The organism is uncultured Lamprocystis sp. (genome assembly GCF_903933125.1).
In the GTDB taxonomy this organism is placed as follows: Bacteria; Pseudomonadota; Gammaproteobacteria; order Chromatiales; family Chromatiaceae; genus Thiodictyon.
Genome location: NZ_CAIZIZ010000466.1, coordinates 1 through 21,047, shown reverse-complemented (window position 1 = coordinate 21,047; position 21,047 = coordinate 1). Strand labels below are relative to the sequence as shown.

At 65.9% G+C, this 21,047-nt stretch carries 15 protein-coding genes and 1 tRNA gene; 10 read left to right on the top strand and 6 right to left on the bottom strand.

Annotated features, from left to right (window positions below; translation table 11 throughout):
• Window positions 1–103 precede the first annotated feature (103 nt).
• Genes fdnG through QZY03_RS25070 form a run of 3 tightly spaced genes read left to right on the top strand, consistent with a single transcriptional unit; the run spans window position 104 to window position 4,660 of the window.
• The gene (gene fdnG / locus QZY03_RS25080; RefSeq protein WP_295585677.1) at window positions 104–3,154 is read left to right on the top strand and encodes a formate dehydrogenase-N subunit alpha; all 3,051 of its coding nucleotides are present in this window, start codon (window positions 104–106) and stop codon (window positions 3,152–3,154) included.
• 10 nt (window positions 3,155–3,164) lie between these two features.
• Window positions 3,165–4,037, top strand: a complete 873-nt coding sequence (gene fdxH, locus QZY03_RS25075; protein WP_295585675.1) for a formate dehydrogenase subunit beta — start codon at window positions 3,165–3,167, stop codon at window positions 4,035–4,037.
• Entirely contained in the window at window positions 4,037–4,660 is a 624-nt protein-coding gene (locus tag QZY03_RS25070; RefSeq protein WP_295585673.1) for a formate dehydrogenase subunit gamma, read from the top strand. The genes fdxH and QZY03_RS25070 overlap by 1 nt, the downstream gene beginning before the upstream one ends.
• Before the next feature lie 677 nt (window positions 4,661–5,337).
• Here QZY03_RS25070 and QZY03_RS25065 read toward each other — a convergent pair.
• Window positions 5,338–5,565: an addiction module protein gene (locus tag QZY03_RS25065; protein ID WP_295585672.1), complete on the bottom strand. Its 228-nt coding sequence runs from the start codon at window positions 5,563–5,565 to the stop codon at window positions 5,338–5,340.
• Window positions 5,566–5,754: 189 nt separating this feature from the next.
• On the opposite strand from QZY03_RS25065, the gene fdhE reads away from it, so the two are divergent.
• The 5 genes from fdhE (at window position 5,755) to QZY03_RS25040 (ending at window position 11,604) form a co-directional block, all read left to right on the top strand.
• Complete coding sequence (gene fdhE, locus QZY03_RS25060; RefSeq protein WP_295585671.1) at window positions 5,755–6,714, top strand: formate dehydrogenase accessory protein FdhE; 960 nt, start codon at window positions 5,755–5,757, stop codon at window positions 6,712–6,714.
• 75 nt (window positions 6,715–6,789) lie between these two features.
• Window positions 6,790–8,202, top strand: coding sequence for an L-seryl-tRNA(Sec) selenium transferase (gene selA, locus QZY03_RS25055; RefSeq protein WP_295585669.1), 1,413 nt, complete (start codon window positions 6,790–6,792; stop codon window positions 8,200–8,202).
• Window positions 8,199–10,106: a selenocysteine-specific translation elongation factor gene (gene selB, locus QZY03_RS25050; protein ID WP_295585667.1), complete on the top strand. Its 1,908-nt coding sequence runs from the start codon at window positions 8,199–8,201 to the stop codon at window positions 10,104–10,106. The genes selA and selB overlap by 4 nt, the downstream gene beginning before the upstream one ends.
• 509 nt (window positions 10,107–10,615) lie before the next feature.
• Complete coding sequence (locus QZY03_RS25045) at window positions 10,616–11,302, top strand: 1-acyl-sn-glycerol-3-phosphate acyltransferase (RefSeq protein ID WP_295585666.1); 687 nt, start codon at window positions 10,616–10,618, stop codon at window positions 11,300–11,302.
• A 205-nt stretch (window positions 11,303–11,507) separates the two neighbouring features.
• Window positions 11,508–11,604: transfer RNA gene (locus tag QZY03_RS25040), tRNA-Sec, on the top strand.
• Between the two features lie 313 nt (window positions 11,605–11,917).
• Here QZY03_RS25040 and QZY03_RS25035 read toward each other — a convergent pair.
• The 5 genes from QZY03_RS25035 to QZY03_RS25015 form a co-directional block, all read right to left on the bottom strand.
• Complete coding sequence (locus QZY03_RS25035; RefSeq protein ID WP_295585665.1) at window positions 11,918–13,093, bottom strand: toxic anion resistance protein; 1,176 nt, start codon at window positions 13,091–13,093, stop codon at window positions 11,918–11,920.
• 411 nt (window positions 13,094–13,504) lie between these two features.
• On the bottom strand, window positions 13,505–14,470 hold the full coding sequence (locus QZY03_RS25030) for a 5-bromo-4-chloroindolyl phosphate hydrolysis family protein (RefSeq protein WP_295585679.1): 966 nt from the start codon (window positions 14,468–14,470) through the stop codon (window positions 13,505–13,507).
• Window positions 14,471–14,494: 24 nt separating this feature from the next.
• Window positions 14,495–14,623: a hypothetical protein gene (locus tag QZY03_RS25025; RefSeq protein ID WP_295585664.1), complete on the bottom strand. Its 129-nt coding sequence runs from the start codon at window positions 14,621–14,623 to the stop codon at window positions 14,495–14,497.
• A gap of 172 nt (window positions 14,624–14,795) precedes the next feature.
• Window positions 14,796–16,445 carry a GDYXXLXY domain-containing protein gene (locus QZY03_RS25020; protein ID WP_295585662.1) on the bottom strand — a complete coding sequence of 550 codons (1,650 nt, stop codon included), beginning with the start codon at window positions 16,443–16,445 and terminating at the stop codon, window positions 14,796–14,798.
• On the bottom strand, window positions 16,442–17,416 hold the full coding sequence (locus QZY03_RS25015; RefSeq protein ID WP_295585660.1) for a DUF2157 domain-containing protein: 975 nt from the start codon (window positions 17,414–17,416) through the stop codon (window positions 16,442–16,444). The genes QZY03_RS25020 and QZY03_RS25015 overlap by 4 nt, the downstream gene beginning before the upstream one ends.
• 334 nt (window positions 17,417–17,750) lie before the next feature.
• Between QZY03_RS25015 and QZY03_RS25010 the strand changes: the two genes are divergently transcribed.
• Entirely contained in the window at window positions 17,751–19,751 is a 2,001-nt protein-coding gene (locus QZY03_RS25010) for a cytochrome c3 family protein (RefSeq protein WP_295585659.1), read from the top strand.
• 412 nt (window positions 19,752–20,163) lie between these two features.
• Window positions 20,164–20,892: a hypothetical protein gene (locus tag QZY03_RS25005; RefSeq protein WP_295585658.1), complete on the top strand. Its 729-nt coding sequence runs from the start codon at window positions 20,164–20,166 to the stop codon at window positions 20,890–20,892.
• The last annotated feature ends 155 nt before the right edge of the window (window positions 20,893–21,047 follow it).

Sequence of the window (21,047 nt, the reverse complement as noted above, 5' to 3'; positions counted from 1 at the left end):
GCAGGTGCCCATCCTGTAGTCCAAAGCGCGCATACCACAACGAGAGGAACACAGTCAGATGCAAGTCACACGTCGGACCTTCCTGTAGGTCTGCGCCACCGGGGTGGGCACCTCCAGCCTGACCCTGTTGGGCTTTGCGCCCGACACCGCGCTCGCGGAGATGCGCAGCTTCAAACTGGCGCGGGCCACCGAGACCCGCAACACCTGCCCCTACTGCTCGGTCGGCTGCGGCATCCTGATGTACGGTCTGGGCGCCGGGGCCAAGAATGTGCACGGGCGCATCTTCCATATCGAGGGCGACCCGGATCACCCGGTCAATCGCGGCACCCTGTGCCCCAAGGGCGCGGGACTTCTGGACTTCATCCACAGCGACACGCGCCTGACGCAACCCGAGTACCGGGCACCCGGCAGCCGCGAGTGGCAGCCCATCGCCTGGGATGACGCCTTCACGCGGATCGCCGCCCTCATGAAGGAAGACCGGGACGCCAACTTCGAGGCCGTGAACAAGGACGGCGCGACCGTCAACCGGTGGAACAGCACCGGCTTCCTGGCCGCCTCCGCCTCCAGTAATGAAACCGGCTACCTGACCCATAAGGTCGTACGCAGCCTGGGGATGCTCGCATTCGATAATCAAGCGCGCGTTTGACACGGCCCGACGGTGGCAAGTCTTGCCCCGACGTTCGGCCGCGGCGCCATGACCAATCATTGGGTCGATATCAAGAATACCGACCTTGTTCTCATCATGGGCGGCAATGCCGCCGAGGCCCATCCGTGCGGCTTCAAATGGGTGACCGAGGCCAAGGCCCATCGCAAGGCCCGGCTGATCGTCGTCGACCCGCGCTTTACCCGCTCCGCGGCGGTGGCGGATTACTATGCCCCGATCCGTGCCGGATCCGACATCGCCTTCCTGGGCGGGCTCATCAACTATCTGCTGAGCAACGACAAGATCCATCATCAGTATGTCCGGGACTATACGGACATGAGCTACCTGGTGAAGGATGAGTTCACCTTCACGGACGGCATCTTCTCGGGCTATGATCCGGATAAGCGCAAGTATGACAAGGCCACCTGGGGTTACCAGATGGGCGAGGACGGCTTCGTCAAGACCGATCCAAGCCTTCAAGACCCGCGCTGTGTCTACCAGTTGCTGAGGGCCCATTACGCCCGCTATACGCCGGAACTGGTGGAGCGGATCTGCGGCACGCCCCAGGAGGCCTTCCTCAAGGTGGCCGGCATGATCGCGGAGACCGCGGCCCCCGATCGGACCATGACCGTCATGTACGCCCTGGGCTGGACCCAACACTCCCAGGGCTCGCAGATGATCCGCACCGGGGCCATGGTGCAGTTGCTGCTCGGCAACATCGGGGTGGCCGGCGGCGGGATGAATGCCCTGCGTGGTCATTCCAATATCCAGGGACTCACGGATCTCGGGCTGCTGTCCAACCTGTTGCCCGGCTATATGACATTGCCGGGCGAGGCCGAGAAGGACTTCCAAGCGTATCTGACCAAGCGTTCACCCAAACCCCTGCGGCCCGGCCAATTGAGCTATTGGCAGAACTATCCCAAGTTCTTCGTGAGCACCATGAAAGCCTGGTATGGCGATGCCGCGACGCCGGAGAACAACTGGTGTTACGACTGGCTGCCCAAGCTCGATAAGACGCACGACATCCTGCAAGTGTTCGAAGACATGAACAACGGCAAGATGAACGGGTATTTCTGCCAGGGCTTCAATCCGCTGGCCTCGGCGCCGTGCAAGATCAAACTGTCCGGGGCACTGGCCAAGCTCAAGTATCTGGTGGTGATCGACCCGCTGGCGACCGAGACCTCGGAATTCTGGCAGAACCACGGCGAATACAATGACGTGGACCCGACGCAGATCCAGACTGAAGTCTTCCGGCTGCCCTCCAGTTGCTTCGCGGAAGAAGACGGCTCACTGGTCAATTCCAGTCGCTGGCTGCAATGGCATTGGAAGGGTGCCGAGCCGCCCGGTGAAGCATTGAACGACCAGGAGATCATTGCCGGAATCTTTTTGAAACTGAGGGCGATGTACAAGAAGGATGGCGGCGCCTTCCCGGACCCGATCCTGAACCTGACCTGGCGACATAAGCAGCCTGCCCATCCGGCGCCGGACGAGCTGGCGAAGGAGTTCTCCGGCCGGGCGATCAAGGACGTCACCGACCTCAAGGACGCGACCAAGGTCCTGGTGAAGGCCGGCGAGCAACTCAACAGCTTTGCCGAGTTGCGTGACGACGGGTCTACCTCCTGCGGCTGCTGGATCTTTGCCGGAGCCTGGTCCGAGAAGGGTAACCTGATGGCTCGCCGCGACAACGCGGACCCCTACGGCATCGGCCAGAACCTCAACTGGTCCTTCGCGTGGCCGGCCAATCGGCGCGTGCTCTATAACCGCGCGTCCTGCGATGCGGATGGCGCGCCCTTTGATCCCAGCCGCAAATTGGTGGGCTGGGATGCGGCGGCCGGCAAGTGGACGGGCTCGGACATCCCGGACTTCAAGCCCGACAGCGCTCCGGCGGATGGCATGGGTCCGTTCATCATGAATCCGGAGGGCGTGGCCCGCTTCTTTGCCCGGGACATGATGGCGGAAGGTCCCTTCCCGGAACATTACGAGCCCATGGAGTCGCCGCTCGCCAACAACCCCATGCATCCGGATAACCCGCTCGCCCGGGCCAACCCGGCGGCACGGGTGTTCAAAGGCGATTGGGAGAGCTTCGGCAGCGCGGCTGAGTTCCCCTATGTCGCGACCACCTACCGATTGACCGAGCACTTCCACACCTGGAGCAAGCACGTGCGGCTCAATGCCATCGTGCAGCCGGAGCAGTTCGTTGAGATCGGCGAGGAATTGGCCGCGGCCAAGGGCATTACCGCGGGAGACCACGTGCGGGTGCGTTCCAAACGGGGCTTCATCGTCGCCGTGGCCGTGGTCACCAAGCGCCTCAAGACGCTGACCATCGATGGCCGGGCGGTGCATACGGTGGGCATTCCGATTCATTGGGGCTTCAAGGGGGTGGCCAGGAACGGCTATATCACCAATACCCTGACGCCTTTCGTGGGCGATGCCAATACCCAGACGCCGGAGTTCAAGGCCTTCCTGGTGGACATCGAAAAACTCCCGACCCGACTCCAGGCGAAGGCGTGAGGAGGCGACCATGGCACTACAACCACTCGATATCACCGCCCGTTCCGCCACCACCACGCCCTCGCCCTCGGCCCGTCAGGGGTTCGAGGTCGCCAAGCTCATCGACATCTCGAAATGCATCGGCTGCAAGGCCTGCCAGGTCGCCTGCATGGAATGGAACGACCTGCGTGATGAGGTGGGGTTCAACCATGGTGTCTATGACAACCCAATGGACCTCACCGATCAATCCTGGACCGTCATGCGCTTCTCGGAGGTGGAGCCGAACGGCCACCTGGAATGGCTGATTCGCAAGGATGGCTGTATGCACTGTGCGGACCCCGGCTGCCTCAAAGCGTGCCCGGCTCCCGGCGCCATTGTCAAATACGGCAATGGCATCGTGGATTTCAATCAGGAGCACTGTATCGGCTGCGGTTACTGCATCACCGGCTGTCCCTTCAATATCCCGCGGATAGCCCAGAAGGACGGCAAGGCGTATAAGTGCACGCTGTGCTCGGATCGGGTGGCGGTGGGCCTGGAACCGGCCTGCGTCAAGACCTGCCCCACCGGCGCCATCACCTACGGCGCCAAGGACGACATGGTGCAACACGCGGCCATTCGGGTGCGTGACCTCAATGAACGCGGGTTCGCGAAGGCTGGGCTCTATGATCCGCCGGGGGTGGGCGGAACCCATGTGATGTATGTGCTCCAGCACGCGGACCAACCGGGGCTCTACGCCAACCTGCCCGCGGACCCGCAAATCGATCCCCTGGTCAGTGTCTGGAAGGGCATCACCAAGCCATTGGCCATCGCCGCCTTCGCGGCGGTGAGTCTGGCCGGACTCTTCCACTACATCACCAAAGGTCCCAATGAGGTCTCCAAAGAGACCGAGAAGGAGGTCGAATAATGCAACGCGATCCGCGCGATCTGGTCCGTTACACCCCGAGCGAGCGCCTGAACCACTGGATTGTCGGTATCAGCTTCATCCTGCTCGGCCTCTCGGGGCTCGCCCTGTTCCATCCGGCCTTCTGGCCTTTCACCCTGCTCTTCGGCGGGGGGACCTGGACCCGCATCATTCACCCCTATCTGGGGGTGTTGATGGCCTTGGCCTATATGGTGATGCTGATTCGCTTCACCCGTCTCAACCTCATGACCGCGGCCGATTGGCAATGGCTCAAGCGCATCCGTGAGATGGTGGACGGGGACGACCACAACATGCCCGAGCAGGGCAAATACAACGGCGGCCAGAAGATCCTCTTCTGGCTGCTCTTCTGGTGCATGCTCCTGCTCATTCTGTCCGGCATCCCCTTGTGGCGCGCTTGGTTCAGCTTCCCGGTGGAATGGGTGCGGCTGGCCGCCGTGATCCATTCCGGCAGTGCCGCGGTGATGATCGGCCTGATCATGGTCCACGTTTACGCCGCCATCTGGACCAAGGGCACCATCCGCGCCATGTGGTACGGCACCGTGACCCGCGCCTGGGCCAAACAGCATCATCGGGCCTGGTATAAGGAGGCGACGAAAGAGGGGTGAGGATGCGGGCCTCGATCAAGATTCCGGCCACTTGGACTCGCCGGGTGCGTAGTCAGGCCATCCTGGCCTGACACCGTCAGGGCTGGAAGCCCTGACTACGCACGCCGCTGGCCGGGATGACGATCAAGGCCAGGATGCGAGATATAGCCATCGGACGTGATAACCGGACGTAGGGGCGGGTTTCAAACCCGCCCCTACTAAGGCTCTGTCCGGATATCAGGTACGAAGGCTATATCGACGAAGCCAGGGATGGCGGATCTGCCGAATCTAAAACGGTCGCTTGCTAGGATTCTGCCGATTGTCGAAGACGGAGTGCACGATAATCTCATCGTCTTCGATCGTGTAGAAAATCGAAAAAGGAAAACGGTGGACCACGCAGCAACGAAAGCAAGAAGCGAATCGGGTATATCTGAGGACTGTCTCGCAGCGATGCGATGGCGGCTTCGACACAATCGAGGAACTCCAACCCCAAGCCTCGGCGTTGCCGCTCATACCATGCCAAGGCCAGATCGGTCTCGATCAAGATTCCGGCCACTTGGTCTCGCCGGGTGCGTAGTCAGGCCATCCTGGCCTGACATGGTCAGGGCTGGAAGCCCTGAATACGCACGCGCCGGCCGGAATTACGATCAAGGCCGCCAGATCGATGTCGTCTCTTGCGCCGGCAGTGTAGCGCAGCTTCATTTATATTTATCGCGCAGTCCTTCATGCACTGCTTGCCAGTCATGGAGTTCCAGAGCCCCCTGCTGGTAGTCGGTATAGCGCTTGTCCAATTCTTTTTTCTGCCACTCAGGCAGAGGAAGATCGGGACTGCTTGCCGCGATCGAATCCCAGATGTCTTCAACCAGCAGCAGTTTTTCGGATAGACTTAACTCGCTGATCTTCTGCTTGATCTCGTCCGGTCTCATAACAACGCATCCTTCTCGGAGAGTGGTAAACTCGATGTCGACGACGCAAGCGCCAGACAAACCGCCAGGCTGGCGAGAGTCGATCAGATGCGGGCGCAACTGTCAAGCAGTTGCGTTCGCGTTGAAGTCTTTGTGATCTTTGTGTCTTTGTGAGAGAACGTCTCTTTCTTGGGATTACAGATACCCACCATGCCCAGCCCCATCCTCCAACCCGGCCAACTCGAACCCGCGGCCGGGGTCTTCCCGACCCTGCGTCTGCCCGCGCTGGGACTGTTTGCCGGCCGTGCGCACCGCCTGCGCACCCTGGCGCCCGGCCATGCCCTGGAACCCTTCCTGCGCTTCGCGGCCGACCTGGCCGAGTGCCAGGAACGCCTGTGGGAAGGACTGGCACCCGACCCCCTACCGGCAGACGCACTGCTCGCGCACTGCCGGGAGGCGGCCATGCCCCCGCTGGCCGCCCCCTCCTGGTGGCCCAGTCCCGCCTGGCATGAGTTGGTCCGTCGGCTCGCCGCGGAACTGGCGCCCCAGGCACCGGACCCCGCGGCCTTCAGTCGGCTGACCGGGGCTGAAAATGACTGGCTGGAGGCTCAGGCCCGCGCACTCCTGACCGGTGACGGCAGCGCGCTGGACCTGGCCGCTGCCCCGCTGATCGGTGCCGCGCTGCAAGTCTGCTGGACGGCCGCCGCGGCCCGACTCGACCCGGATGTCATCGCCCCGCCCGGCCTGGGTCATACCCAGCCGGGGGTCTGCCCGGTGTGCGGCTCGCCGCCGGTGGCCGCCGTCCAGCGGATCGGCGGGGCGGTGGACGGGCTGCGCTATCTGCACTGCGGACTCTGTGCCAGTGAATGGCACGTGGTCAGAGCCAAATGCAGCCTGTGCGATAACAGCCGCGGCGTGGCTTATCTCAGTCTGACCGCACGCGACGCCGAGGACGCTGCGAATGTTCCGCAACCCGCGGTGCAGGCCGAGACCTGCCCGGAATGCCGGGGCTACCTCAAGCTCTGTCGACTGGATCGGAACCCGCACCTCGACCCCTGGGCCGATGACCTGGCGACCCTGGCCCTGGACCTCCTGGTGGACCAGGAGGGTTTCGAGCGGGCCGGACTCAATTTCCTGCTGCTGCAAGGGGGGGCGGCGACGCCCGGATGATCCGCGGGCAGTGCATCTGTACTTTGTTTCCGGTTCCGAAAAACCCGTCAACGACAACCATAAGGATCGTCTATCGTGCATAGCGTCCTCCCACGACCACCCTCGGTCGACCGCATCCTCGGATGGCCAACCCTGGCGCCGCTGTTGCTCGAATATGGCCGCCAGCCGGTACTCACCGCGGTGCGCGGGCTGCTCGATGACCTGCGGGGGCGCATCGCGGCCGGGGAGGCGATCGCCGACCCATTCGCCGAATCCCGGATCGCCGCCGGTCTCGACGAACGCCTGGCTCGGTCCGAGTCACCCCGGCTGCGGCGGGTCTTCAACCTGACCGGCACCGTCCTGCATACCAACTTGGGCCGCGCCCCCCTGCCGGAAGAGGCCGTGGCCGCCCTCACCCTGGCCGCCCGGGAACCCTGCGCGCTGGAATATGACCTGACGAGCGGCGCCCGCGGCGACCGGGACAGCCTGGTGGAGGGCTGGATCAAGGATCTGACCGGAGCGCAAGCCGCGACCGTGGTGAACAACAACGCCGCCGCGGTCTTCCTGCTGCTCAATACGCTGGCCCTGCGCAAGGAGGTGCTGGTCTCCCGAGGTGAACTGGTGGAGATCGGCGGCGCCTTCCGGGTCCCGGACATCATGTCGCGGGCCGGCGCGCGCCTGAAGGAGGTCGGCACCACCAACCGCACCCATGCCCGTGACTTCGCGGACGCCATCGGACCGCGCACCGGGCTGGTGATGAAGGTCCATACCAGCAACTATGCCATCCAGGGCTTCACCGCCGCGGTCCCGGAGCGGGAGCTGGCGGGGCTCGCCCATGACCGCGGGTTGCCCCTGGTGGTGGACCTGGGCAGCGGCACCCTGGTGGACCTGACCCCGTACGGCTTGCCCCACGAACCCACGCCCCAGGAAACCCTGGCCAACGGGGCGGATCTGGTGACCTTCAGCGGAGACAAACTCCTGGGCGGACCCCAGGCCGGCATCCTGGCGGGCCGTGCCGACCTGATCGCCCGCATCAAGAAGAACCCTTTGAAGCGTGCCCTGCGCCTGGGCAAGCTCACCCTGGCCGCCCTGGAAGCAGTGCTGCGCCTGTATCGGGACCCGGAGCGACTGGCTGAGCGCCTGCCGACCCTGCGGCTCCTCACCCGCCCGACCACTGAGATCGCGGCCCTGGCGACCGACCTGATGCCGGCCCTGGCGCAGGCCCTGGCGGACTGGCCGGTAACGGTCGACACCGCACCGGTGCAAAGCCAGATCGGCAGCGGCTCACTGCCGGTCGACCGGTTGCCCAGCCAGGCCCTGGTGATCAGACCCAATGGCCGACGCGGCGGCGTACTGCGCGACCTGGAGACCGCCTTGCGGCAGCTCCCCGTCCCGGTCATCGGCCGCATCGCCGATGGCGCCCTGTGGCTCGACCTGCGGTGCCTGGAAGACCCGGAGACCTTCCGCGGCCAACTCGCCATTCTGGCGCACCGCGCGGTACCCGCGTGATCATCGGCACCGCCGGCCACATCGACCACGGCAAGACCGCCCTGGTCCGCGCACTCACCGGGGTGGATACGGATCGTCTGCCGGAGGAGAAAGCCCGCGGCATCACTCTGGACCTGGGCTATGCCTACCAGCCCATCGCCTCCGGTGCCGTCCTGGGCTACGTGGACGTACCAGGTCACGAGCGCCTGGTGCACACCATGGTCGCCGGAGCCGCCGGGATCGATTGCGTCATCCTGGTGGTCGCGGCGGACGACGGACCCATGCCGCAGACGCGAGAGCACCTCCAGGTGCTGGACTTGTTGGGCCTGGACCACGGCCTGGTGGCCCTGACTAAGATCGACCGGGTGTCATCCGAGCGTGTCGCCCAGGTCGAGAGCCAAATCCGCGCCCTGCTGCACGGGACCGGGCTGGCGGCGGCGCCCATTTTTCCGGTCAATGCCTTGAGCGGTGACGGCATCCCGGCGCTGCAGCGGCACCTGGAGACCGTCGCGGCCCGGCTTCCGCCCCGGCGCGTCGGCGGACGCTTCCGGCTCGCGGTCGACCGCAGCTTCAGCATCGCCGGGGCCGGCACCGTGGTAACCGGCCTGGTACTGGACGGCCGGGTGCGGGTGGGTGACCGTCTGCTGGTCTCACCCGCGGGCCTGCCGGTGCGGGTGCGCGGCATCCACGCCCAGAATCGGTCGGCGCAGCAGGGTCTGGCCGGTCAACGGTGCGCGCTGAACCTGGCCGATCTGCATCGCGAGGCGGTCGGCCGCGGCGACCTGGTGCTCGACCCGGACCTGCATCTGCCCACCCGCCGGCTGGACGTCCAGGTGCGGGTTCTGGGCACCGAGGCCGGTCCGCTCAAACACTGGACCCCGGTCCACTGCCATCTGGGCGCCGCCCATGGCACCGGTCGGCTGGCCGTGCTGGACGGGGAAGCCATCGCGCCCGGCGCCGCGGGTCTGGCCCAACTGGTGCTGGACGCGGACCTGGCGGCCGTGCGCGGGGATCGCTTCATCCTGCGCGACCAGTCCGCCCGCCGCACCCTCGCCGGCGGCTGGGTGCTGGACCCGGAGCCGCCCGCGCGGGGCCGGCGTCGCCCGGCCCGGCTCGCCCTCTTGGCCGCGCTGGCTGAACCGGACACCCTGACCGCGGCCGTTGCGGCACTGGAACTGGCGGCGCAAGGACTGGACCTGGATCGGTTGAGGCGCCAGTGGAACCTGGACCAGGCAACCACCTCGGCCATCATAGACCGGCCCGGTTGCGTGCGGATCGACACGGCTGCTGGGGCGCTGCTGTTCGCTCCGCAGCAGTGGCAGGCCCTCGCGCAGCGCGTGATCGACGCGCTCCGCGCTGCCCATCAGGAACACCCGGACCAACGCGGTCCCGACCGGGAACGCCTGCGCCGTATCGCCGGCCCGGCCATGACCCGGCCGGCCTTTGGCGCCTTGCTCGACACCTTGGCCGCTCATGGAAAGATCGTGCGTGCCGGCCCCTGGATTCACCTGCCGGGCCATGCGGTGCGGCTCGCGGACAGCGATGAGCACCTGTGGCGGGACGGCATCAGCCCCTTGCTGACCGCCAAACCCTTCGACCCGCCCCGGGTCCGGGACCTGGCCCGCGCACTGGATCAGGAAGAAGACAGCATCCGGCAACTGCTCAAACGCCTGGCCGCCATGGGCGAGGTCGAGCGGGTCGCCCACGATCATTACTTCACCAGCGCCGCGGTGGCCGACCTCGCCGCCATTGCCCTGCGTTTGAGCGAGAGCGCCGGTGAGGCGCGCGCCGCGGAATTCCGCGATGCCATCGGGACCGGCCGTAAGCTGGCCATCCAAATCCTGGAGTATTTCGACCGGATCGGATACTCGCGCCGGATCGGTGACGGTCACCGCGTCTTCCGCGACAGCCTGCTGGCCCGCTAACGCGAAGGGCCACGGCGGGTGCGTTGGCGCAGCGCCCAGCAGTTCCAATTTTCGAGGCTGATGGTGGATGCGCTACGCTTATCCGCCCGACAAAACCGGTTCCGTTGTAGGGTGGATAAGGCGCGCCGCTCGGTGTCATGGACCCGGCACGTCGGTCGCGCGCGCCGCATCCACCAAGGGCTGCGCGATGCTGCCCAAATTTGGAACTGCTGCGCAGCGCCCATCGGACCGTTGTCAAACAGCCGGGTTGGCTATAGTCTGCGAATAGAAATCCACGTTCACGACGGTTCCAAGGACTCGCCTTGCATCGGCGGAGAAGACGCAAACGACCATGAACATCGAATCACTGAAAAACACCCTCAAACGCGACTTTCACCGATTCGTATCATTGTGACTGAGCGGTTTCGAGCCCCTTCGCCGAACTGAAACGGTACCGTCCCGGTACCGCAACACGGGCGTGCGATGATCGCGCATCCTGACCGTCAAGTGTTCGGCGCTCGCCCTTCCCCATGTCACTTGAGCACAGCTCGGCGTTGCACTCCGGCCTCCCTGCCTGGCAGGACCTGCGCCCGCGCGACCTGTGGCGCTGGCCGCTGGAGGCCTTGGCGCGCCCTCTGGATCGGGTCGCCTTGCGTGCGGCGGCGGCCCTGGCGCGGTGGCAGGTCCGCACCATCGAACAATGGGAGCGGGTGTTGCCGGACCGCGACCCCTTCATCCTCGTCGCCAATCACGGCTCGCGCCGCGAGACCGTCTATCTGACCGCAGCCCTGATGCTGGCCCGCGGCGGACGCCCGGTGCACTTCCTGGCGGACTGGAATTTCCGTCTGATCCCCGGTGTCGGCTACCTCTACGCCCGTACCGGGGCCATCACGGTGACACGCAAGGATGCCCGCCCGCGCGTCCTGAACCGGCTCAAGCCCTGGTTTCTCCATGAGACTCCCGCCCTGGAGCAGGCCCGGGCGCGGCTCCTGGCCGGCGGTTCGCTCGCCCTGTTCCCGGAGGGCACCATCAACCGCGATCCACGCCGGTTACTGCGCGGGCGCTGCGGTGCGGCGCGCCTGTCATTGGAAACCGGTGCGCCGATGATCCTAGACCTGAAAGCAGCCTATAACCACCTGCGTCGTCGCCGGAACTGGATCTTCCGCTCCTTGACCGCGGACTGGGACGAGGGGCTGCATCGGCGCTTGGCGGTTTAGCTGGGAACCCCTGCGCCCGATTGCGCAAACTGAGCACGTCGACCGTCCTACGCCTCGGCTGGCCGGAACCATGACCAAGGCCGGAGTGCCGGAGACAAACGCAGTGACGGCGATCGGCGACCCATTCTGCCCTTGCACTGCACCCCATCCTGTGGCATTTCTTCGATGACCGGGTCGCCGCGGCGCTCCGGACAACAGTGCTTCTGGAAGGGCGTCGCTATCCGGTGAGGCGGCCGGACTTCAAATCCGGTTGGGGCCGTCAGGCGGTCCTGGGTGGGTTCGACTCCCACGCCCTTCCGCCAATGACTTGCGACTTATCGAGACCCCGGCGCAGCCGATTGAGAACAATCACGCGTGCCGTCTACTCTTCGTCGGCAACGACTTCGCTGGAGCCGATATTGAAAGCGTGCTTTGAGTCGATCATGTTCGACTGACAGAAGCGGGAGCGGCCTACGGTCGCGACATGGCTTCGAACGGTCTCGGCGCGTCGAGTTCGCGGTGGGTTCCATCGCGGCCGGAGGCCGCTCCCACAAGTTACGCAAGGGGCAAGCCGGTCTGTGTCAGCGGATGCTTGAGGCGCAATACGCTGCGCTATTGCGCCCTACCGCCTTAAGCCTACGCGCGGCTGCGACCGCGGTCTTCCCCTCCCTCCCCGGTCGGCTTGGCGCTAGCCGCACTCAACGTCCGACGCAAATCCGCCTCCAGCCGCTCCAACTCCTGACTGGCCTGGGCGCGGGCGCGCTTGCCGGCGTCGGCGATCTGCAGGCTCTCCTCAATGGTCGCGATCAGCGTCTGGTTGGCGTGGCGCACCACTTCGATGTCGAAGACACCGCGCTCGATCTCGCGGCGGGCCTGGGCATTGGCGGTTTTCAGGTTTTCCGCATTGGCGCGCAGCAGATCGTTGGTCAGATCGGTGGCCGCGCGGATGGTGCCGGCCGCTTCACTGGAGCGGAAGATGGTGACTGCCTGGGCCAACTGCTGGCGCCATAGGGGCACGGTGTTGACCAGGGTGGAGCTGATCTTGTTGATCAGACCCTTGTCGTTCTCCTGGACGAGCCGGATGCTCGGCAGTCCCTGCATGGCGACCTGGCGGGTCAGTTTCAGGTCATGGACGCGCCGCTCCAGGTCATCACGCGCGGCACGCAGATCCCGTAGTTGTTGCGCCTGGACCATGTCGTCGCTCGCCGCGACTTGCGCGGCCTGCGCCGGGATGACGGTGTCGTCGAGTTCGCGCAGCTTGGCCTCGCCGGCATCGATGTACTGTTCCAGGGCGCGGAAATAGTCGAGGTTGGCCTGGTAGAGCCGGTCGAGCGCGGTGACGTCGGTCAGAAGCTTGGTCTTGTGACGCTCCAGGTCGCGACTGATTGCCTCGATCTGGTCGCGCACCATCTCGTATTCCTCGAGAAACCGGGCGATCGGACGCGTCTTGCCCATCAGCTTGGCAAGGAACCCCGGCTTCCGGTTGGGGTTCAACGCATCGACGTCGAAGCCTTTGAGGGTGGTGACCATCTCGCTCAATGAGGCGCCGGCGGGGCCGACATCTTTGGCGCGCACGCCTTCCAGCATCTGATCCGAGACTTCGGTCAATTGCTCCTGCGCCTTGGCACCGAAGAACAGGACGGACTGGCTGTCGGTCAGGTCGATCTCGCGCAGCAGGGCGGCGACCTGGGGTGCCAGTTCGGTGCGGGCGGCCGGGATTGTGGTCTGTAGCGGGCCGGCCTCCGGGCGCAGGGTGATGGCCCGCTCCAGGGTGTCTGGACGGGATTCCAATTCGGTGGTTTGTTCAGTCATTGAGGGCACTCCTGAATACAGATCGGGCAAGTGAACAGCGATGTGTCTGGAAACGAGGGCAAAACGACGGGGCTTCACGATATTTCGTTTGCTCGCAAGGGCGGACCCGCTGCGAAGCCAGGGCGGAAGCCTTAGACGCCTGACCTTAGGTGATTTCCGGGAAACGATGTACCAACGTGTAGGGGCGACTTTAGTCGCCCCTAAGGCGATTTCCGTTAATAGGCATCCCGACTGCGCATGCGCAGAAAGCCTGTTGGGTTGTAGGGGCGAATGAATTCGCCCCTACACGGCGGTAGATGCTTTCCCGGAAAGGTTCTGCCGAGGTGGAGGGGCGACTAAAGTCGCCCCGACAGTCGCCCCGACAGCCGCGCAGCCGTGTCTATTCCCGTGAATTGCCTCAGGCGATTGCTGTCATGCGATCCCCTCACGATCGAGCTGCTTCTTGAGCACTTCGATCTGCACGTCCAGGTCGAGCACGTCGGTCCGCAGGAGCTTTTGCCGCTGCTCTTCGAAGACCTGCTCGACGGTGACCAGCACATTGCGGAAATTCTGCTCCAGTTCGCGCGAATCGGCCAGGCGGTGGGTGCGGGCGTAGCCCTCGGCCACCTGCTGGACGCCCTCCAGATAGACGTTGAGAAACTTGCGTGCCCGGTAGAGATCGGCCGGCCGGTCCGCGATCTGCTCCAGGATGCCGCGGCCCTGAGCGCTGATCCGCAGGACCCGCGCCTTCAGTTCCGGATTGGCCATCGCCGCCGCCGTGCGCTCCAGGTCCAGCAGCCGCCCCTCCGCCTCGGCCAACGCCTCGGCCACCTTGCGCAACCGCTCATCGCCGCTCCAGAAGAGACGCGGCCGCCCCAGCGGCTCGAATCCGTAGGTCAGATGGAAACCCAGGGCGGCGACCGCCGCGAAGGCGAGGCTGATCGCCGGCCCCTGACCGACGCTGAAGGCGGCGGTGACCCCGACCCCCAGCGCGGTCGCCAGCCCACCCAGGGTCTTGAGCGGCCAGCGCCACAAACGTGCGAAACGCGGCTGCTGCCGGACATAGGCGGCCCGAATGCCGCGCCGCGTCAACCAGGCACCGGCCATGAGCAGACCGAAGCCCGCGGCGTCGGCCAGGAAACGGTCCAGATGGCCGGTCCCCAGGGCGATCATCGCGGCGAACAGCAGCGGCGTCGGCAAGACCCACAGCAGCGCACCCGCCAGCAGCGGCGGCGGTTGGACGCGCGGCTGGGTCTCCTCCGCACCCTGCACCAGCGCGCGCAGTGCAGTGTGCGGGATCTTCATCAGGGGTGCGTAAGCGCTGGTGCTGGCAAACATGGACCGCACCAGCGGCAAGAGCTCGTTCAGACGCACATCTCGGGGCGGCTTGGGGGGCATCGTCACCGCGGGGTCCTCGGCAGTTCAGACAGGAAAGAACAGGGCCTGGCACGACACCAGGTAAACGCTCGACACCAGGAGCGCGCTGCCGAGCAGACGCAGCATCAGCGCGGGGCGCGGCGGCTGGGCGAGGGGGCGTTGCAGGTCGGACATAGTGGATCAGCCTGGAGAGAGGACGGGTTAGCCGTCGATGGAGGCGAACAAGCGCACTGGCTGGTGCTGGTCATGCAGCGCGCGGGGCGCGCGGAGTAACTCACGTGTTCTACCCTTCATTATGGAGACGATCACGACCAAGCCAATGCCCGCCGGCCGCGCGACACGCGGCTCAGTCGCCCGCCGCGATCGGCTGCAACTGCGCATCGGCCATCCCCACCAGCAGTGCTTCGCCGTCCGGGGCGACACGAAACGCACCGAAGCGCGCCGCCTGCCACCGAGCCGCGTCGCCCTCGCGAAAGAACCAGGCATCGGTGACCAGAGTCCAGCGCCCGTCCTTGGGAGTCAGCGCGATCAGAAACTCATCCGCGGCCAGCGGTTCGTCCGGACGATGCAGGCGCAACAGGGTCGCCACACCGCGCGCATCGGCACGGGCGACCACCCGTGGCCGGCCGCCGCTGAGTCGACCAAGGTCGTCGATCCCGGCCGGGAGGCCGAACCGCAGACGCATGAAGTCACCCTGCATCAGCGAACGCGGGTCCACCGGCGCCAGTGCCACGAACACCGGCCGACCCGCGGCGATCAGCGACTCCTTCTGCCGGATCGCGACATTGGCCACTCCCAGGGTCGCCAGGACAGACAACGCGATGAGCCAGGGTGCCCAGCCGCGCGTTGCGCCGAAGGCCGCCGACTGGGGTGCGGCGCGGCGGCCCAAGCCGCCGCCCAGCAGAACCAGCAGCCCGAGCAGGCCGCCAACCGTCGCCAGCACCAGCGCCTTCTGGGCCAGCGGCCACTGCACCTGATAGTAGAAACTGCCGATGATCCAGGCCGCCGCCAGCGCCGCCGCCCCCGCCAGGCGCCAACGCCCGCTGGTGGCGGTGATCACCAGAGCCAGCCAGACGCCGCCCAGGCTGGGCAGGAACCAGGCGAGCCCGGCGACCGCCGCCCCGAGACCCAGCACCCAGGGCCGGCGCAGCCCCAGCCAGACACGCGCACCCCAGAGCGTCGCGGCCAGGACCAACAGGGCCGAGCCCGCGGCCATCCAGATCGGCCCGCCAGCCGCACCGTGGCGCGCCGACCACTCGGTGGCCAGATCGCGGGCCAGAGGGCTCAAACCAGCGCCCGCCAGCAGGGTCATGCCCGACACCAGCGCGAGCCCGGCCAGGGTGGCAAGCAGCCAGCCGGCGCCGATCGACTCCAGCGCTGCCGCCGCACCCGTGCCCGCACCGAGCAGGCGCGGCTGCACCCAAAGCCCGATCAACCAGGGGGCCAGCGTCACCTGGAGTGCCAGCAAGCCCCAGGTGCGGCCCGAGCCGTCCAGCACCAGCAGGTCGCGCGGCGCCGCCAGGACGAGCGCGACGGCCAGCGCGAATAGCCCCCCGGCCGCGGCTCCGAGCAGCACCCGCAGCCAGGGGCGCGGCAGGCCGGCGGCCAGGGCCAAAGCCAGAACCGCGACCAGGCCCGCCGCCGTCTCCCGCGGCAGGTCGCGGCCCAGCCCGAAGGCCAAGGCGCCCAGACCCACCAGCAACGCCGGAACCGCGAGTTGCTCAATAAACAGCGGCAGGTCGCGGGCGCGCAAGGTCACCACCGCGGCCGCGAGGATCAGCACCCCCGCCAGATAGGGTTCCAGATCGCCCGCCAGCCAGTCCGCCAGCAACAATCCGACGCCCGCAAGCAGCGGAATCGCGGCCAGCCAGGCGCCGAGCGCGGTCAGCAGCAGCACCGGCCAGGGACGGGCGTCCGCGGGCGGGCGCTCGGCATCGCGCGGGATCAGACCGGCGGCGACGGCTGCCGCCAGGGTGCGGTTAAGACGGTCGCTCATGTCCGGCCCCCAGTATGGTAACGCGCCAGCCGCAGCAAGCCGGTGACCGACAGCGCCAGCAGCCCGGCGGCGAAGAGTCCCAGCACGAACAAACGGCCGATGTCCGCGCCCCCGGAAACGTCGCGGAACAGCCAACGGCCCAGGCCAGCCGTCAGCAGCGTATCGAGCCCCAGGACCACGGCGCTCAGGGTCCCGAGTTCGAAGACGCGCGGCAACGCCAGGACCAGGGCTGCCGCGGTCAGGACCAGGAGGCCAAACCAATAGAGACCGATGGTGTCGCCGAAGAAGAGCCCGCTCAGCGCCGTGAAGGTCACCAGAGCCGCCGCCAGCGTCGCCGCCGTGCGCTGCGACCACAGACCGGCCCCGGTGAAACGCCGCGCTGCCGGGCCGAGCAGCCCTACCATCAGGGCGGCAGCCCCCCAGGCCCAGGCCGACACCGCCAGATCGTCCGGCCCGACCACCCAGGAACGGCTGCCGTGCGCCTGCGCCCAGAGCGCGATGGCGGTCATCGCCACCAGCGCCCAAGGCGTCCACAGCACATCGGAGCGCACCGCGAGCGCCAGCGGCAGGCCGAGCAGACTCCACCAGGCGAAGAGCTGCCAGGGATCGGCCCCGGTCTGATAGGTCTGACCCAGATAGGCCAGCAGCCCGCCGATCGCAAGCAAAGCCAGCAACCCCAGGGCCGGACGCCCGGCCGGCAGCACGAGCGCCCCGACACCGGCGGCCAACACCAGGCCCTGCAACAAGGCGAACTGCCCGCCGCGGCCCAGCGCATCCCAGTTGGCGGCGACCCACAGGATCAACCCCAGGCCTGCCAAGGCCGCCGCCAGCAATGCCGCCCCCCGCGGCAACCACCGGTCGAGGCCGGCCGGCTCGGCATCGAGCCCGGCGAGTTGCAGCAGACGCCGGGCCGCCGGGCCATCGAGCCGATAGCGGATCGCCAGATCGAAGAGCGCGGGACGAAGGTTCATCGTCGGAAACCCGTGTTGCAAACAGCATGGACTGGGCGGAACCGCAGCAAAGTGTAGCGCAGTCGTGCGCCCGCGATCAGGCTGGCCTCGTCCACCGTCCGCAGCGCTTGCTTGGGACACCTTGGGATGAATAAAGCACGGCACAACGCTTAACTGAAGCGATCCTGACCGCATGGCCTGTTGAAGCGGCGCGGACGATGGTATAACCGCGGGCGTCAGACTCGATGACTCCCGAGGGGGTGGTTCCGCTTTGAGGCGCAGGCAGCACCGCGCCCCGGATCAGCAGCCTCGCCCCAGGGCCGCACCGTCACAACCGTATCTGTCGAGGCCATTGATGCATGTCAAGTCCCATTCCGCCCGTCCCTGGTACCTGGTGCTGCTGATCCTGGTGATCGGCCTGGTCGCGGGTACTGTCGGCGCTGTAACCGCCGAGACGGACGGGGCGCCGTCGCCTGCCGCCAAACTCCCGAGCTCGACCGAACTGCTCAAGCTCCCGAAGATCCCGAACGAGCGCTGCCTGAAGTGTCACAACGACGAGGACGAGAAAACCTCCGAGCGCGAGGACGGCACCGAGGTCAACATCTTCATCGACCGTGAACGCTTCGAGCACAGCGTGCACGGCAAACAACCCTGCGTCGGCTGCCACAACAGCATCAAGAAGGCCAACCACGAGATGCCGCTGCCCAAGAGCATCGGCTGCGTGCAGTGCCACATGATGACGGCCGAAGCCCAGCGCGGCAGCGACGACCCCAAATACAAGCGTCTGGACGTGGTCCTGGCGCAGATCGACGGCTATATGAACTCGGTCCATGCGCGGCCGAGCCTGCTGGACCAATCGCGCACCAATGCCACCTGCTATGACTGCCACGAGGCCCATGCGATCGGCACCCTGGGCAGCACGGCGCGGGCCGAACATCGCCAACAAAATCCCGAGGTGTGCGGCCGCTGCCATGCGAAGCAGGAAGAAGCTTACGCGGAGTCGGTCCATGGCAAGGCGGTGATCGAGGGGCAAAACGCCGGCGCGGCGGTCTGTTCCGACTGTCATACCCCGCACAACATCGACTCACCCGAGCAGACCAAGGTCAAACTGACCATTACCGGCAACTGCGGCAGTTGCCATGAAAAGCAGTTGAAGACCTATCAGGCGTCTTACCACGGCCAGGTCATCCGTCTGGGCTACACCTACACCGCCAAGTGCTATGACTGCCACGGCAACCACGGGATCATGAAGGTCGATGACCCGGCGTCGAAAGTCCACCCCAACAACCGGCTGGAGACCTGCCGCCAGTGCCACAAGGACGCCCCGATCGGCTTCCTGGGCTTCCATGCCCATGGCGATGCCAACGATTATGAGAACTATCCGGAGATGTGGATCGCCGCCCGCTTCATGGATGTCTTGATCATCGGCGTCTTCCTGTTCTTCTGGACGCACATGCTGCTGTGGATCTATCGCGAATGGCGTGAGCGCAAGGAGGGTAAAGGCTATCGGCCCGACCCGGCCAATCCGCCCCGGGTGTATTTCCGCCGCTTCGGCACGGGCTGGCGGCTCACCCATGGCATCCTGGCCATTGCCGTCATGGTCCTGGTGCTGACCGGCACCTCGGTCCTGTTCGGCGAACAGCCTTGGGCGCAGTACGTCATGAACGTCATGGGCGGACCCAAGGTCGCGGGCATCATTCACCGGGTCGCCGCCGTGACCTTCATCGCCGTGTTCTTCGGCCATCTGGTCGTCGTGATCTGGAACATCGCGCGCGCCGGCCGGCAATTCCGCTGGTTCGGACCGACCTCCATGGTTCCCAACCTGCAGGATCTTCGCGACATCGGCGCCATGTTCAAATGGTTCTTCGGGTTCGCCCCGCGACCCAAGTTCGACCGCTGGTCCTATTGGGAGAAGTTCGACTACTGGGCACCCTTCTGGGGTATGGCGATCATCGGCCTGAGCGGCTTGATGCTGTGGTTCCCGACCGTCACCGCCTCGTTCCTGCCGGGCTGGGTGTTCAACATCGCCACCATCGTGCATGCCGAGGAGGCGATCCTGGCCGCGGTCTTCCTGTTCACGGTGCACTACTTCAACGTGCACTTCCGTCCGGAGAAATGGCCCATGGACATCGTCATGGCCACCGGTGCCGTGCCGCTGGAAGAGTTCAAGCACGAACATGCCCTGGAATACGAACGCCTCAAGGCCAGCGGCGAGTTGGAGAAGTACCTGATCAAGCCGCCGACCGAGAAATCCGTGCGCGCCGGCCGCAGGGTCACCGGCTGGCTGATCATCATCGGGTTGGTTTTGGCGGCCCTGGTCCTGAACGGCTACGTGCAGAAACTGTCGGGGCACTGAGGATGCCCCGTCCGGCGACGCGCCGGACGGGGCCTTGATCATTGTTCCGGCCGGAGTCCCGGCGCCCCGCACTGGAGGTTGAGGCTTACCGTGAAAGTCGCGCAGCGACCCTGTGGGAGCGGCGTCCCGCCGCGACGGGGCCGAGCGCGCAGCCGCGGCGTTCGCGGTCACCGCGGCACCGCATCGCGGCGGGGCGCCGCTCCCACGGGGAACTTTCGTCTTCCGGGGTGACTGAGGTCCCTTCCATGGCTGTTCGCCGGACGAGGGCGGCCCAGACGCGAGGTCGACCGGCTAAAGCCTCGATCTCCAGTCATCCTGCGGCCGGACCGATGATCAATAGGGTCACATTGGCCGGAACGGCCACCATTGCCCCGAACAACGCAGTCAATCTTCGACTGAAGGATGCACCTCCATGAAGACGACGGGTCTCCGGGCGCCCTCTTTCCTGACCCGCCTCCTGGCTCCGATGCTGCCGGGCGTCATCGCCCTGCTCCAGGGATGCGCAACCACCTGGGGGGTTCCAGGGATCATTACGACCACGGATGAACGGCCGTTTTACCTGTCCAGTGCCGGCCAAGGACTGTTGATCGAACCCGGCCGCATGAAGTTCACGGTCGTTCAGGGGCATTTGCCGTTCGCGTCCTCACGCCTCGAGATCGAAACCGGCCGCGGCAAGCTCGTCATCAAACTCCCGAAGGATGCCCTGACCAACAACACCGTTCAGATTTTCGGCGCGACGCACGGGCTATCTGCTGATATTGCGGGGACCTGGACCGATCACCCCGAGGGCCAATACCAGGGCAGCACGACCCAGTCCTGCACCTATTCCGGCTACTGCACCCAAAACGTCGAGGTACGCAGATGCTTCGGCGAGACCTTTACCAGCGAGGACAGGGCCTTTCACAAGGCGCAACAGCATGCTGAATGCAAGGCGACGTACGAAGCGCGCTACGGGTATTTCAGCAACTGCAGCGGGCAGCAGCACTTTCGGACCACGATGGAGCGTTATCGGCGCACCTACCGCGTCGAATTTCTGGACCCGCGGCAAAAATCGAAGCCCCTGGGACATTTCGAGGGCACGGTTGGCGGACTCGTGCGCGAATTGGGTCGGGAGGCGGCCAGCGACTGCCGGGGGTCGTGACGCCCTTTGTCTATCAGAAATTCACCGTGAAAGTCCCGGCGATCCTGATCTTGTGGGAGCGGCCTCCGGCCGCGATGGGGGCTCGCCGGGTCTCGCAGCATCGGAGTTTACGGTGGGCCCCCTATCGCGGCCGGAGGCCTTGATCATAATTCCGG

Coding starts and splice junctions, on each gene's coding strand:
- fdxH (WP_295585675.1), top strand. CDS start 3,165: ATGGCACTACAACCACTCGATATCACCGCCCGTTCCGCCACCACCACG.
- QZY03_RS25070 (WP_295585673.1), top strand. CDS start 4,037: ATGCAACGCGATCCGCGCGATCTGGTCCGTTACACCCCGAGCGAGCGC.
- QZY03_RS25065 (WP_295585672.1), bottom strand. CDS start 5,565: ATGAGACCGGACGAGATCAAGCAGAAGATCAGCGAGTTAAGTCTATCC.
- fdhE (WP_295585671.1), top strand. CDS start 5,755: ATGCCCAGCCCCATCCTCCAACCCGGCCAACTCGAACCCGCGGCCGGG.
- QZY03_RS25045 (WP_295585666.1), top strand. CDS start 10,616: ATGTCACTTGAGCACAGCTCGGCGTTGCACTCCGGCCTCCCTGCCTGG.
- QZY03_RS25035 (WP_295585665.1), bottom strand. CDS start 13,093: ATGACTGAACAAACCACCGAATTGGAATCCCGTCCAGACACCCTGGAG.
- QZY03_RS25030 (WP_295585679.1), bottom strand. CDS start 14,470: ATGCCCCCCAAGCCGCCCCGAGATGTGCGTCTGAACGAGCTCTTGCCG.
- QZY03_RS25025 (WP_295585664.1), bottom strand. CDS start 14,623: ATGTCCGACCTGCAACGCCCCCTCGCCCAGCCGCCGCGCCCCGCGCTG.
- QZY03_RS25020 (WP_295585662.1), bottom strand. CDS start 16,445: ATGAGCGACCGTCTTAACCGCACCCTGGCGGCAGCCGTCGCCGCCGGT.
- QZY03_RS25015 (WP_295585660.1), bottom strand. CDS start 17,416: ATGAACCTTCGTCCCGCGCTCTTCGATCTGGCGATCCGCTATCGGCTC.
- QZY03_RS25010 (WP_295585659.1), top strand. CDS start 17,751: ATGCATGTCAAGTCCCATTCCGCCCGTCCCTGGTACCTGGTGCTGCTG.
- QZY03_RS25005 (WP_295585658.1), top strand. CDS start 20,164: ATGAAGACGACGGGTCTCCGGGCGCCCTCTTTCCTGACCCGCCTCCTG.